Origin of the sequence: Rhodococcus sp. B10, assembly GCF_011770055.1 — a bacterium.
Classification (GTDB): Bacteria; Actinomycetota; Actinomycetes; order Mycobacteriales; family Mycobacteriaceae; genus Rhodococcoides; species Rhodococcoides kyotonensis_B.
Genome location: NZ_JAAFYV010000062.1, coordinates 1 through 11,374 on the forward strand (window position 1 = coordinate 1; position 11,374 = coordinate 11,374).

Annotated in this window: 11 protein-coding genes; 9 read left to right on the plus strand and 2 right to left on the minus strand. The window is 64.6% G+C overall.

Annotation, left to right across the window (positions count from 1 at the left end; all coding sequences use genetic code 11):
* Positions 1 to 164 precede the first annotated feature (164 nt).
* Positions 165 to 2,036 carry a glycosyltransferase gene (locus RhoFasB10_RS25275; protein WP_167679211.1) on the minus strand — a complete coding sequence of 624 codons (1,872 nt, stop codon included), beginning with the start codon at positions 2,034 to 2,036 and terminating at the stop codon, positions 165 to 167.
* Between the two features lie 185 nt (positions 2,037 to 2,221).
* Here RhoFasB10_RS25275 and RhoFasB10_RS25280 point away from each other — a divergent pair, with 185 nt between their 5' ends.
* From RhoFasB10_RS25280 to RhoFasB10_RS25300, 5 genes are read left to right on the plus strand one after another with little or no spacing between them, the layout of a single operon-like run.
* Positions 2,222 to 4,513: a hypothetical protein gene (locus tag RhoFasB10_RS25280; protein WP_206031361.1), complete on the plus strand. Its 2,292-nt coding sequence runs from the start codon at positions 2,222 to 2,224 to the stop codon at positions 4,511 to 4,513.
* Between the two features lie 14 nt (positions 4,514 to 4,527).
* Positions 4,528 to 5,559, plus strand: a complete 1,032-nt coding sequence (locus RhoFasB10_RS25285) for a glycosyltransferase (protein WP_206031362.1) — start codon at positions 4,528 to 4,530, stop codon at positions 5,557 to 5,559.
* Entirely contained in the window at positions 5,556 to 6,488 is a 933-nt protein-coding gene (locus tag RhoFasB10_RS25290) for an NAD(P)-dependent oxidoreductase (RefSeq protein ID WP_167679213.1), read from the plus strand. The genes RhoFasB10_RS25285 and RhoFasB10_RS25290 overlap by 4 nt, the downstream gene beginning before the upstream one ends.
* A 17-nt stretch (positions 6,489 to 6,505) precedes the next feature.
* A complete protein-coding gene (locus RhoFasB10_RS25295) occupies positions 6,506 to 6,928 on the plus strand; it encodes a GtrA family protein (protein ID WP_114331139.1) in 423 nt (140 codons plus the stop codon).
* Positions 6,925 to 7,755 carry a glycosyltransferase family A protein gene (locus RhoFasB10_RS25300; RefSeq protein WP_167679215.1) on the plus strand — a complete coding sequence of 277 codons (831 nt, stop codon included), beginning with the start codon at positions 6,925 to 6,927 and terminating at the stop codon, positions 7,753 to 7,755. The genes RhoFasB10_RS25295 and RhoFasB10_RS25300 overlap by 4 nt, the downstream gene beginning before the upstream one ends.
* Here RhoFasB10_RS25300 and rfbB read toward each other — a convergent pair.
* The gene (gene rfbB, locus RhoFasB10_RS25305) at positions 7,752 to 8,756 is read right to left on the minus strand and encodes a dTDP-glucose 4,6-dehydratase (protein ID WP_167679217.1); all 1,005 of its coding nucleotides are present in this window, start codon (positions 8,754 to 8,756) and stop codon (positions 7,752 to 7,754) included. The two genes, RhoFasB10_RS25300 and rfbB, sit on opposite strands and share 4 nt — an antisense overlap.
* A gap of 77 nt (positions 8,757 to 8,833) precedes the next feature.
* On the opposite strand from rfbB, the gene RhoFasB10_RS25310 reads away from it, so the two are divergent.
* From RhoFasB10_RS25310 to RhoFasB10_RS25325, 4 genes are all read left to right on the plus strand, one after another.
* Entirely contained in the window at positions 8,834 to 9,604 is a 771-nt protein-coding gene (locus RhoFasB10_RS25310; RefSeq protein ID WP_240931463.1) for a hypothetical protein, read from the plus strand.
* A 1-nt stretch (position 9,605) separates the two neighbouring features.
* Entirely contained in the window at positions 9,606 to 10,814 is a 1,209-nt protein-coding gene (locus RhoFasB10_RS25315) for a hypothetical protein (RefSeq protein WP_167679219.1), read from the plus strand.
* Positions 10,799 to 11,164: a hypothetical protein gene (locus tag RhoFasB10_RS25320; RefSeq protein ID WP_308115138.1), complete on the plus strand. Its 366-nt coding sequence runs from the start codon at positions 10,799 to 10,801 to the stop codon at positions 11,162 to 11,164. The genes RhoFasB10_RS25315 and RhoFasB10_RS25320 overlap by 16 nt, the downstream gene beginning before the upstream one ends.
* 44 nt (positions 11,165 to 11,208) lie before the next feature.
* Positions 11,209 to 11,374 (plus strand): sugar phosphate nucleotidyltransferase (locus tag RhoFasB10_RS25325; RefSeq protein ID WP_167679221.1); only part of this gene is annotated, 166 nt, incomplete at its 3' end.

The following is an 11,374-nucleotide window of genomic DNA, read 5'->3' on the forward strand; positions in this document are numbered from 1 at the left end:
CGGAACGGCTCGCCGAGGTCGAGGACCTACTCAACAACCGTCCTCGTAGGACCCTCGGATGGGATACTCCTCTGAAGGCATACGACAAGACGCTCGTTGCGATGACCGCTTGAGACCGCCGTGTAGCGGGCTGTACATTCGCGCGCACGTGCGGCGCAGCCGCCTCAGCTGTACAGGCGCGTCCAGTTGTCCCGGCTCGTCAGGTCCGACATCGACACTCGGTAGGTCTCCGAGACGTTGTCCGTCTCGGTCCGTAGCCGGCGCAACGCCGTCACGCCACGCTTGGCCAGGTCGATCGCAGCAGCCTTGTCGCGCTTGCGCACTCGCACGCCTTCCTGCGAACGATCCGTCACGACGGCATGCGCGAACAGCGACACGTGCCACCAATGGGCGTCGTCGGCGCTGATCGCCACCGGGCCGGGCACGACCCGGCCACGCCACTGGTTCAGCACGCGCTTGGCCAACACGGCCCACTCGAGGCTCTTCTTCGGGTGCGGACCGGCAGGCGTGATGAACATGTCGGCCGGGCGGACTCCGGGGACGGCGTTGGCGTCGTAACGCTTCGTCTCGTCGTACGCCGAGCGCTCGCGTCGGATCGCGGCCGCCGCGTCCATACCGCCGTCGGCAAGCTTGCTCGGACCGACGAGGAAGTCCTCGACCGCCTTGATCAGCGTGAACGCCATGCCGTACTGCATCGACACCAGGTAGCGGAACAGGTCGGTGCCGAGCTGACGCGCGAGCTGCCTACCGTCGAGTCCGCCGTGCAGGGCCGCGGTGATCATGCCGTTGCGCAGGTTGAAGTAGCGGTGCCACTCGTCCCAGTCCTTCCACGCGAAATCCGCGTGCCAGACAGCCGCGCCGGGAAGCGTCACCGTCGCGAATCCGTTTGCGCGAGCACGGTATCCGTATTCGATGTCGTCCCACTGGAAGAACAGCGGCAGCGGGTAGCCGATCTGCGACACGATCTCCGACGGGATGAGGCACGACCACCAGCCGTTGTAACCGGCGTCGACGCGTATGTCCTGCTTCTTCTTCAGCGCACTCTTGTCGGCAATCGCATTCTTGACGTGCAGGCCGGCCTCGAGCCGCTGCAGATTCGCGACCTCGGCGCCGACGTGGACGCGGTCGGGGTGCAGCAGGTAGAGCATCTGCGCGCCCACGATCGCCGGTTCGACGGTCTTGTTGGCGAACGAGTTCATCCGGACGATGGCCTCGGGCTCGCACAGCACGTCGTCGTCCATGAACACGACGTTGGCCGGATCGCCGCCCTTGCCCTGCACCTCGTACAAGCCGCGCGTGAATCCGCCTGCACCGCCGAGGTTGGGCTGGGTGATGTAGACGAGCTTGTCGCCGAGCTCGGCCTGCACGCGCTGGAACAGCGGACGCGTCTGCACCTGGTCGGTGCCCTGGTCGACGACGTAGACATTGTCGACACCGTGAAGCGCGATGGGATCGTCGGCCATGGCGGCGACGGTGTTGGCGCAGTCGTCGGCGCGGTTGAACGTGCAGATGACGACGGATGTCGGACGCATCTTCTCGGGTGCGTCGACGGTCCACTCGGCATCCTCGACCGACAGCTCGCCGGACGTCGTCGTGAAGCGGACGAACAGCGCGCCGCCGTCGAGGAACTGTTTGACCTTGGCCGTCAGCACGAGGCGGCTGGGCTGGCCGTCGGTGTCGACCGTCGTGCTCGCCACGGTGCGCTTCTTGCCCTTGTAGTCGGTGGCGACGACGTCGACGCGGCCCGAACCGGTGACGGTCGCGACGAACCGCGCCTCGGTCACCTCGGTCCATCGCTGCCAGTAACTGGCCGGGAAGCGTCCGAAGTAGCTGTTGGTCTCGACGACGGTGCGCTTGGCGAGCTTCGCGACATACCGCGAACGTTCGGCGTTGCCCTTCGCCACGGTGGCATACATATCGGCGCTGACCAGCGGGGACGGGCCGTCGAACAGCGTTCGCTGCGCCGTGAGTCCTACCGCGCTTGCCGCGGACCCACCGAATGGTGCATCGAGACGATTCAGAGCAGTGCCGTCCATACCTCGAGAAACCCCATCTTCGTCGATTTTCTTGCAAAGCCGTCCTGCCAGGCAACCTCGCCGGAGACCATGGTCGCACAGTCCTGTGGAAGACCGTCCCGACGCACGGTACGGCCTGGTCTTTCGGCTGACGAGGTGCGCGGACGATACAGTCGTACAGCCCTTGATCACATACGGAGCGAACAGTGACGACCAGCACGATGCAGCACGGACACGATCCTGGGCTCGGAAGCAGGACCGAACGCCTGGCCTGGGGTGCCGCGGTCGCGGCCGTCGTCGTACTGGGTTATCTGCTGATCCTCGCCGTCGATCCGCGGTTCTTCTACATCGACGACACCGAATCGGGTGCCGTCCCCAACTGGCTGCAACTGGGTCGGATACTGCGCGACGGCCACTTCCCGTCGCTGGTTCTCGATCAGTGGATGGCAGGCAACTATCCCGTCGAAGGCCAGGGCGGGTTGTGGAACCCGGTACAGATGGCGATCAACTACATCTCGCCGTCCGTCGACAACCTCGTCGTGCTGGCGACGTCGGTGAAGCTCGGATTTTCGATCGTTCTGGCCTGGGGCGTGTACCGCGTCGGACTCGCGTACGGGGCGCGTCCCGCGTGGGCGGCCGTCGCGGGTGCGAGCGCGCCGTTCGTCGGATTCACGCTGTTCTTCGAGAACACCTCGTGGATCACCGCGTTGATGGGCACCGCCTGGATCATGCAGGCCTGGGCAAGTTCCATTTCCTACGCACGCGGCCGCTCCGGCCCGATCCTGCCGTTCGTCTTCCTCTACCTCGCGATCAGCGTCGGTTACGTGCACGCCGCGGTCATGGCAGGCGTGATGATCGGCTCGCTGGCGATCGGCGAGTGGGTGTTCCAGCGTCGCTGGCAGCCGGCCGCACGAGTGGCGACGGTCGGAATCGCGGCCGCGGCGTGCGGCGCGATCACCTTCCTGCCCGGAGTGCTGACGTCTGCCGTCACCTGGCGCAGCGGCGTCGAAGGCGCCTTCAACGACAATTTTCTGACGGCACCCTGGTCGGAGACGCTGACCGCGAGCATCCCGTCGTCGGTGACGAGCATCGAGTCCTGGACTGGTGAGACGACAGCGTCTCCCGTCACGTACATCGCGTGGTTCCTCGTTCCGGCGCTGGCGTTCGTCGCGTGGCAACGCGTTCCCGCCGCTCTGCGCGAATTCACGGCCCCACTGATCCTGCTCGTGTTCGTGCTGGTCTTCACCGCCGGCCCCAGCGACATCGGCCCGATCCGCTGGCCGGCGCGCGTCCTGCCGTTCGTCGGCATTCTCGCGTTGATTCTCGTGACGACGATCCTCAGCCGCTACGGCACGCTGACGCGGTTGCGACCCAGAATCCTGGCGGCGTCGTTGCTGGTCCTGATTCTGGTGCTGCGCGCCGGCTCGTCGGGGCCGGAGCTGTTCGGCCGTCACCTCGTGTCCGGGGTGCTCATCGCTGTCGTCGGCGGGCTTGCGCTGTTCCTGGCTCGGCGATTTGGGTCCAGGGCGACGGCCGCGTTGTTGCTGGTCACGATCGCGCCCGTCGCGATGTATCAGGTCGCGAACTACGACCCGCCGTTCGACAAGTGGTGGCTGCCCGCGTCCCAGTCGGAGGCGCGCTCGGAGTTTCCGAAGTGGGAGGGGTCGACGCTGCAGCTCGGCAATCGTGAGTTGACCGAGACCAGCGCCTCGGAACCCGACGACCCTCGGCTGCCGTGGCATTCACAGGTGTACGGCAATTCGGCCAAGGTGCTGGACCTGGACTACGTCAACGCCTACACACCCGTCGGCTATCTCGACTTCGCCAACCTGCTCTGCTTCGAGCACGAAGGATCCACCTGCCCTGACGCCTATCGGCGCCTTTTCCAGGTCGACGCCTACACCGGCAAGACCTATGCCGATCTGATGCGGCTCGACCGCGTCGTACTGCAGAAGAACCAGTACCCGCTGATCGACGACCAGCCCGCGCCGCCTGGGTGGAAGTGGGTCACGCCGCCCACCGCCGACTCGGCTCGCCAGACGTACGTGTTGGAGCGCATCGCGGGACCGCTTCCGAGCGACCAGGGCCGCATCTCGGCGACCGTCGGCGTCACCGCGACGTCGGTCTCGTCGGCCGCGGATTCCGAAGAGGTTCGCGTCACCTCCCCGAACGGTGGCAGCGTCGTGTTCGCGCGGCTCGCCTGGCCCGGCTATACGGCGACGCTGAACGGTGAACCACTGCAGACGAAAGGCATCGGCGACATCTTCCTGTACGTCGACCTACCACCTGGAACATCCGACGCCGACCTGAAGATCGACTTCCGTCCACCCGGTCAACGCATCGGCTTCGCCGGTATGGCGGGCGGCATCGTCGTTCTCGGTCTACTGGTGGTTCTGGACGTGAGGCGACGACGCACGGATCGTCGTGGGGCGACGGTCCTCGAAGAAATCCACGAACCGACCTCGTCGAAACCCAGTACGACGAGCCCGAGCAGATAGGCTCATACCCCGTGATGCCCCCGTCCGATTCATCCCGCGACCCGCACCGCATCTCGATCGTGGTGCCCGTCTATCAGGGCGAGCGGACGCTGCGTGCACTCGTCGACGAGATCCTCCCGCTGACCCATCCGACGCAGACTCCTGGTGGGCGGCCGATGGTCGTCGAGGAAGTGCTGCTCGTGTTCGACCACGGACCCGACGGTTCCGCCGACGTGATCCGCGAACTCGTCCGCAAACACGACGTCGTTCGCGGCGTCTGGCTGAGCCGGAACTTCGGGCAGCATCCCGCGACGTTGGCAGGTATGGCGTCGAGTGGTGGTGAATGGATCGTCACGATGGACGAGGACGGCCAACACGACCCCGCCGAGATCGGTGGATTGCTCGACACGGCACTGGATCGCCAGTCCTCGCTGGTGTATGCCAAGCCGACGAACGTTGCGCCCCATGGTTTGTGGCGCAACGCCGCATCGCGCGGATCGAAGTGGGTCATCGCCAAAGCGCTCGCCGCGGACAACACCGTCGACTATCAGAGCTTTCGTCTGGTCCTTGGCGAGGTCGGTCGCTCCGTCGCCGCATACGCCGGATCGGAGGCGTATCTCGACGTGGCGCTCAGCTGGATCGCCGGCGAGGTCACGACGAGTCCCGTCACCTTGCGCGAGGAAGTCGACCGACGATCGGGATATCGCCTGCGCACGCTGCTGTCCCACTTCTGGCGCATGGTGCTCTCGAGCGGCACCAAGGGACTGCGACTCGTCAGCTTCATCGGAATAGCGTTCGCACTGCTCGGTCTCGTACTGGTGGCGTACGTTCTCGCGTCCTACGTACTGTTCGACGCCAACACCGTCGTCCGCGGGTGGGCTTCGACGATGGTGGTGCTGCTGTTCGGTTTCGGCGCGACGCTGTTCTCCCTGGGCATCGTCGCCGAGTACGTCGGCGTCAACGTCAAGACAGCGATGGGCAAGCCGCCGTACCTGATCGTGGCGGACCCCGCAGACGGGCCGCTCGGCCGCACCGAACGCGCCTCCGACCCCGATTCGCCCGCGTGACAACGACATACACATGGGTCGTCGGCAGCGGCGGACTGCTGGGATCGGCGGTCTCGCGGGAGCTTCGTCGACGCGGCCACGCCGTCCAGACGTCGGCGGTACCGTGGTCGAATCACGAATCAGCGAAAGACGCTTTGCAACAACAATGTTCGTCGTTCTTCGAAGATTTCGACGACGGTGAACCCTGGAATATCGTGTGGGCCGCGGGCGCAGGGGTCAACGGAACGACCCTCGCCGAGTTCGACGCCGAGAACGACCTCATTCGTGTGTTGACCCAGTCGATCGGCAACAGGTCTCGCGAGGGCACACTGTTCCTCGCCTCGTCGGCGGGTGGGGTGTATGCAGGCGCGTCCGGTGCGCCACACCACGAGGACAGCCCGCCCGTGCCGCTGGGCGACTACGGCCGAGCGAAGCTCGAATCCGAGGACATCGCACGGCAATTCGGCGACGCAACCGACGTCAATGTCGTCATGGGCCGCTTCGCCAACCTGTACGGACCCGGGCAGAACCTCGCGAAGCCGCAGGGGCTGATCTCGCATCTGTGCCGCGGATATCTGATGGCATCTCCGGTGTCGATCTACGTCCCGATGGATACGCTGCGCGACTACCTGTTCGTGTCCGACGCGGCCGAAATGGTCGCCGACGCATTGGCATTGACGAAGTCGCGTCGTGAACCCCCGACGGTCAAGATCTTCGCGTCGGGTCACGCCGTCACCATCGGTTCCATTCTCGGCGCGTGCCGAACCGTGTTTCGACGACGCCCCAACGTGGTCCTCGCCGCATCACCGCTGGCCGCGTTCCAGGGGCGCGACCTGCGACTGCGGTCGACGGTGTGGCCCGAGATCGACCGAAGGACCCATCGCACACTGCCGGCCGGCATCGCGTCGACACTGGAAGCGACGCGTCGTGCACTCGGAGTCAGCCGGTGAGCGCCCCTCCGGCCGGAATGAGCGGCACCCCTGGGCCGCTGATGCGAATCATCAAGAACCAGGCCTTCGCGTTCCTGCTCGTGGGCGGCGTCAACACAGCGCTCGGCACCGCGTGGTTCATACTGTGGCAGTTGCTGATCGGCGAGCGCTTCGGGTATCACGCCGCGATCGTGCTCGGCTATCTGTGCAACGTGCTGTGCGCGTTCGCGATGTATCGCTACCTGGTGTTTCGGGTACGTGGCCACGTCCTACGTGACCTGTGGCGGTTCTTCGTCGTCAACTTCGGGGCGTTCCTGGCGAACATCTCACTGATGACCGTCGCCGTGTCGTTCCTGCACTTCCCGCCCATCCCTTCGCAATTGGTCGTCACGGCGATCATGGCTGTCGCCAGTTTCTTCGGCTACCGCGATTTCTCGTTTCGCAGAAAGACAACAACATGAGCCCACGGGTATCCGTCGTCGTCCCGGCGTACAACAATGCCGAGTACATCGGTGAGACGATCGAATCGATTCTGGGACAGACGTTCACGGACTTCGAATTGATCATCGCAGACCACTCGTCGACCGACGGGACGATGGCCGTCGTCGAGAAGTACGACGACCCACGCATCCGGGTGCTGACGACCGAAGCGGGCGGCGGCGCCAAGCGGAACTGGGATCGCGTCACCGCCGAGGCAGGCGGGGAACTGATCAAGCTCGTGTGCGGTGACGACACCATCCTGTCCACGTCGCTCGCCGCGCAGGTGGCAGCGTTCGACGAGCACCCCTCGGCCGTGCTGGTCGCGTCGCAACGCACGTTGATCGACGCCTACGGCAAGACGTTCATCGCCGCCCGAGGGCTCGACGGATTGTCGGGGTTGACGTCCGGTCGAGACGCTGCGCGCGCCGCAGTTCGGGCAGGCGCCAACATCTTCGGCGAACCGGGCTGCGTCATGATGAAGCGCGAGGTTCTCGAGCGAATCGGGCTGTGGGACAACGCTCATCCCTATCTGATCGACCAGGCCACGTTCATCGGCGTCGCACTGCATGGCGACGTCGTCGCGATACCGCAGCCGCTGGCGACGTTTCGGATCAATTCCGGCCAGTGGAGCGTCGAACTCGCGACGGAACAGGCACGCCAGGCCGCGGACTTCCACCGGAGCCTGAGCGCAGCTCATCCGGGCCTGCTGTCCGCCGCCGACGTACGGCTCGGGAACGCGAAGGCGCTCGCCACGTCGTTCATGCGACGTGGCGTCTACCTGCTGCTCCGAAACCGCATGTCCCGCTAGGACAGAACCGACTCGGTCTGCGCGTACGTCGATTCGGTCGAGTCCTTCTGCGGGCGCCACCACTCCTCGTTCTCGCGATACCAGTCGACGGTCGCCTTCAAACCGCTGCGGAAGTCCACATACTGTGGCGTCCAACCCAATTCGGCCCTGAGCTTGGTCGAGTCGATCGCATAGCGGAGGTCGTGGCCCGGGCGATCGGTGACGAAATCGAAGGCATCGCCGGCCTGGCCGGTCTCTTCGAGGATGGTCTCCAGGACCTCGCGGTTGTTCTTCTCGCCGTCGGCGCCGATCAGGTAGGTCTCGCCGATCACGCCCTTGTCGATGATGGTCCAGACCGCGCTGTTGTGGTCGTCGACGTGGATCCAGTCGCGGACGTTCTTGCCTTCGCCGTACAGCTTGGGTCGTCGGCCCGACAGTATGTTGGTGATCTGACGGGGGATGAACTTCTCGACATGCTGGTACGGACCGTAGTTGTTGGAGCAGTTGGAGATCGTGGCCCGGACTCCGAAGCTCCGCGCCCAGGCACGGACCAGGAGATCGCTCGACGCCTTCGTCGACGAGTAGGGACTCGACGGGTTGTACGGCGTCGACTCGGTGAACCGCGCCGGGTCGTCCAGCTCGAGGTCGCCGTAGACCTCGTCGGTGGAGATGTGGTGGTAGCGGACGTCGTGCTCGCGGACCGACTGCAGAAGCGTCGTCGTGCCGATGACGTTGGTGTGCACGAACGGCCACGGGTTGGCGAGGCTGTTGTCGTTGTGCGACTCGGCGGCGAAGTGCACGACGAGATCGGTGTCCCTCACCAGACTCTCGACGAGCTTCTGGTCGGCGATGTCGCCTTTCACGAACTCGATTCGGTCCTCGATCGAGCTGAGCGATTCCCGATTTCCCGCGTACGTCAGGGCGTCGAGCACCGTTACTTCGGCGTCAGGCCGCTCGGCGACGGTTTGATGGACGAAATTTGCACCGATGAACCCAGCGCCCCCGGTCACGAGCAGTTTCATGGTCATGACCCTACCGGTCCCGGCGGGTTTGTCGGGACGTCGTGTTAGCGTTCGGCGCGACTTCGGGGGGAGTGCATATGGGATTGCGTAGACGGCTTCTGCTGCTGGCAGGAAGCCTGGCGGTATTCAACCTGGTGCTGTGGGGGATACCGAAACTGGCGCCGGAGGTGCCGGGAAAATACGAGGGCGTGGCGGGTACGACGTCGCCGCGGCCCGCAGGTTCGGTCGTCCGAACGACAGATCCACCTTTGCCGTCGGGATTTCCGTCGATGGAATTCCCGCCGCCGAAGATCGACGTTCCCGACGGGCAGCCGCAGCCCATTGCCACCAAGTTCGGGCTGACATACGACATACCGGCGGATTGGGACAACTGGTACGACGGTTTCGCCGGGTGGGAATCCGAGGACGGATCGTCGATGATCTATGGCGCTGTGGGGTTCTACGAGCGGCGCGAGTGTCACGACGGCGAATACTCCGCGCTGGCGATGACGGGAATGACCGGGCGCCCGGCAGACGATCTCGACATGACGGCGCGAACCGAGGTCGAGAAAGCCCTGTCGATCTACGCGGACGGAACGGGCGTGTCCGCCCCCTCGGTGACGATCGACGGTCCCCAGGCTTTCGATCTCGGAGGGCAGCCGGCGGTTCGCTACCGGGCGAATGTGGAGAACATTCCGCAAGAAGCGGAGGACTGTACCCCTCCAGCAGCAACATTCGACGTGGTCGCGACTCCGGGTCATGCGACCGCCGCGACTGCGCTCTTCCTGGTGCAGGCCGATCGCGGTGTGGACAACGCACTGCGCGATTCGCAAATCGACGACATCATTTCGTCGATCAGAAGGAGCTGACGTGGACGAAGTGTTCACCGCACGGCCGTCCGAAGTCGCCGGAATGGGCAGACTCGCGGACCGCATCGGGCAACAGACTCTGGCAAGCCACTACTACATCAATGAGCACGCAGGACTCAGCGAGACCATCCCCGGTCAAGTCCTTCAACGCCTCGCACCCTTCATCGCGCACTACCAGGAGTACACGCGATCGCGGCACGTCCACCTGTCCGCCAACTGCTGCTACATCGGCGACGAACTTCGGAAGGCCGCCTGGCTCTACGTCGACCTGGAAGAGAAGAACTACGACGCCCTCAATGCCCACACCGACTTGATTCCGGTTCCGGTACCCCAACCAGGCACCTCCGAAAGTCCTGCGGTCGGTGCCGTCGAGGACTACCCCACCCCGGTCGACTACGGCGAACCCTCCGGAATCGACTATCCCCCACCGAATCCGGCCGTCGACGAAACCCGTGAGGTGATCGACGACGCCGCCGGGTGGCTCGGAGAAGTGGACAGCACGATCTTCGAACTGAGCGGGTGGAGTCCGCTGAACGAAGTGACGCTGCCACTGAGCGGTAATTGGAACGAGATCAGACGATTGGGTGAAGTATTCGACATTGCGGGCAGCGCCATGGAAGCCGCCGCCGAATCGCTCGAGAACGGTGTGCGACGCGTCGACCCGTATTGGGACGGTCTCGCGGCACAAGCGTTTTCGGACTACTCACAACGGCAAGTCGCAGCGATGTACTGGGAAGGCCCGTGCGGACGAACGATTCACGCACTGTCGGAAATCATCACCGAACAGATCAAGAACGGCGTCCGAACCGTCGTCGGAAAGCTCGCCGAGATGCTCGAAGCTGAAGTCGATCTGGGCTCCGGTCGATCCGCGATGAAGGTCGCGCTCAAGAAGGTTCCGTTCGTCGGGACAGCCTGGCAAGTGGCGAGCATTGTCGAGATCGTTTGGAAGACAATGGACTTGACGATGGACCTCGTACGCAGAATCGAGGACGCCGTCGACCAGTTCGGTCGTTTTCTCGACGCGATTACCGATCCGGAGGGGCAGATCAGCCGACGAATAGACCACCACCTCGAACCGTTCAACCAAGCTCTCGACAGGGGAAAGATGGCCGTCGATACCGCCAGGACGGCTGACATCACTCCGGTGATCTTCACGCCCGACGACAGATTCTCCGTCGGTGAAGGCACAGCTCCGTGGCAGGACGCATGATCGACGAGCCTGTCGCGGGGATTGCGTACAACCGAGTTCTCGACGCGGTCGGCCGGCTGGAGAACGCACGTCGTCACGCCGACAGCGTCGACGTGGGTGCGCCGCGGCCGCGTACCGCCGTCACCGCGCTGTTGTTGGACCGGCTGTCTCGATCCCCTCGTGCGTCCGGTGAGCTGAGGAGATATGCAGCACACGTCGCGGCCGGTGACACCACGTGGGACCGCATCGAAATCGACGCCCGGCCGATACCTCCGGAGGTTTCCGAACTTCGAGCCGATCCGATGGTCGACTGGCCCGCGAATTGGCCGATCGAACCGGACGACCAGCCGTATCGCATCCCGTGGCAGTGATAGCGGGCGAGCAGCTGCAGTCCTGATCTGGGAGGATGCACGTCATGCGGGGAATCATTCTGGCCGGTGGTACCGGTTCGCGCCTTCATCCGATCACGATGGGGATCAGTAAGCAGTTGGTGCCTGTCTACGACAAGCCGATGATCTACTACCCGCTCTCGACGTTGATCCTGGCGAACATCCGCGACATTCTGATCATCACCACCGCGC